This is a genomic window from Flavobacterium araucananum, assembly GCF_002222055.1.
Lineage (GTDB): Bacteria > Bacteroidota > Bacteroidia > Flavobacteriales > Flavobacteriaceae > Flavobacterium > Flavobacterium araucananum.
In genome coordinates, this window is sequence record NZ_MUGS01000125.1 from 1 (window position 1) to 2893 (window position 2893).

Below are 2893 nucleotides of genomic sequence, written 5' to 3' on the forward strand. Positions count from 1 at the left end.
AAAAACTTTAGACTATAATCTATTTAAGTTAAAATTTAAAAAAAATTAAACTTAAAACTAGACATATTATGGTCATTCCTAAAATAATCTTTGGTATAGACGGCAAAGAAATTTCTCATTTTACTCAAATCGATTTAAAACAAACCATTAATACTCACCACGAGTTTACAATCAGTATACCACATTCTGTTATAGAAAAATCCAGAGCTTATACTATGGAAAGCGCACAAGAATCTCTTGGAAAAGTGCTTCACATAAGACTAAGTGCCAATAATAACTTTTTAGGGATTATAACAAATGTTCGCTACCAACAAGAATTAGGACATGTAGGGAGCCAAATTGTTATTTCTGGATATTCTAAAACTATCTTATTAGAAGCAGGGCAAAAATTGCACTCCTGGGAAGATTTTAATCTTAAGGATATGGTTCATGACGTCATACAAACTGCTGCCAGCGAACAATTGCAATATGAAATTGATCCTGAATTTACATCCAAAATAGAATATCAAACACAATATTTAGAATCAGATTTTAAATATATNNGAAAAATTGTTTTTTGGAAAGCCTAAAAAAGAAACAAGCCCTATAAAATTAATTTACAACAAAGACTTATACAATTTAAGTATATCTGTAGAAGCTAAACCTAATCAATACGGAGGTTTTACTTATAATGAAAATAATGATCAACTCTATCAGGCCCAAACTGGTGACAGTATTGTCGAAGGTTTGCCAAAATTAGGCAAAGATGCGTTTGAAGCTTCAAGAAAATTATACAATACCTCATCATACGAATATGGCCAATTTAGCACAGGAGATGACGTATATTTTGAAACTATCTTAAAAAAGAAACAAGAAAGTGCTGCTGCCGATGGTAACTATATCTTAGCCACAAGCGGAAATCCAAAACTGCGAATAGGCTCAGTTATAAACATAGAATCACAGCAAGTATTAGATAAATCTGATGTTTTTAAAAAAGGATTGGATAGTACANNTGATTCTAATGAAATAGGAACCTATATTATTACCGAAATCACCCATACAGCAACCCAAATTGGCGAGTATGAAAATAGTTTTAAAGCACTACCCGCTAAAATAAAAAAATTACCGGAACCTAATGTGGCTATGCCGGCGGCACAAGAACAAAGAGCTGTGGTTCTGGCCAATGATGATCCTAGTGGTAACGGAAGAGTTCGTGTTGAAATGTTATGGCAGAAAAAACAACAGTCCCGCACGCCATGGTTGTATGTATTGACTCCTAATGCAGGAACCAGCGATGTTGTCAATAAAAACCGCGGATGGGTTACGATACCAGAAGTGGGAGATCATGTTATGATTAGTTTTCGCTATAATGATCCAAACAGACCTTATGTGATTGGAAGTATCTTTAACGGAAAAACAGCAGAAGGCGGTAAATTAGACAACCACATTAAAAGTTTTTTTACACGTAGTGGCTGTACCATCACCTTTGATGATACGCAAAAAAGTATCCTGATCAAAGACCCGTCTGACAATAGTATTTATCTGGATGGTGAAGGAAATATCACCGTAAATGCACCTAAGAATATGACCATAAATGTGGGTGATAATCTGGATATTACTGTGGGTAAAAACATGAGTGTAGGAGTGGGAGGAAACAAAAAAACTATCATTGATGGCAATAACAGCTTAAAAGTTGGAAAAGACAATACGGTAGATATAACAGCGCTCCATAAACTTATTACGAATATGTATGAGCAAAAAGTATCAGGAGATAAAACTGTAAAAATCAATGGTGATTTAAATAAAACCACCTCTACAACAACCCACAAAGCTATAGGAGGAGATATTTTGATAAAAAGCTCCGGAATCTCAAAAGTGTTAGGAGCTGTAGATGCCAAAGTAAATAAGGGGTAAAAGTAAAATGTACTCTTTTTTTTGCAGAATTGATATAAAAATATGGAAACACAAAAAGATTATGCTAATCTTACAGCCCTCATAATTTCATTCATAATTTCATGGATTACTTACCAATATTTTGTGGATGGCAATTATATCCTTTTTATGCAAGCTGTTTTGATGGGCATAATTTTTTTAGGAATATGCCTTGTATATTTTATTCTTATTAGATTCATCATCTATTTAATAAAACATGAATATATATATTCTAAATTCATTTTCATAACATTGATTTTATTCCTCAGTATTGTATTGATTTCATTGTTTTTTTATAGTGCCAACTATTTAGAACCTTTTGGTACTATGACAGATTATGTAAAATCATTGAGGTACTATTATGTAAAAATTATTCCATTTATAGCAATTTGTAGCGTTGTAACAGGAGTTGGTTTAGCATTGTTTTTCTATGAGATAGAAATGAAAAAAAAGAATTTACGAAGGTCTAACATTTTGTATTTGGTTGCTCTCTTTTTGCTTATTATTGGTGTTTTCTTTATTTTTTATAATATTAGTAAAATAGAACAGCCTAAATTAAACAAAGAATATTCTAACTTTAAAAATCTTTCTGAGATTGTTACTTCTAAAAATTATGAAATAAAGTTATTAATAGATGGAAATAAAAATGAATTTAATGGCAGCCTAAGTAAACCTTATTTTCTATCAAATAAAAAAGAAGTAATAATAAACGCCATTATAAGTAAGGAAGAAGGCAACAATGAGCGTATAAAATTTATAAGAATTTATAAAATTAATAAATATGGAAAAATAATAGATACAATTGATGGAATGAATGAATCAGATGTTAATTATGTTAGATTTCCAAGTGGATATATAACAAATTTTAATTCAACAAAAATTGTAACATGGATTTTTGATAGTAATAAAATGGAACAAAATCATAGTGATTTAAAACCAGAAAAAGATTGGACGATTGATGTACTTTCTGAAGACAAAGAGA

The 2893-nt window shown here is 30.8% G+C and carries 2 protein-coding genes; both read left to right on the forward strand.

Annotation, left to right across the window (positions count from 1 at the left end):
- The first annotated feature begins 1200 nt into the window (after window positions 1–1200).
- Window positions 1201–1893, forward strand: coding sequence for a phage baseplate assembly protein V (locus tag B0A64_RS25815; RefSeq protein WP_455423340.1), 693 nt, complete (start codon window positions 1201–1203; stop codon window positions 1891–1893).
- 42 nt (window positions 1894–1935) lie between these two features.
- The coding region (locus B0A64_RS24755) for a hypothetical protein (RefSeq protein WP_089482100.1) at window positions 1936–2893 on the forward strand (958 nt) is incomplete at its 3' end.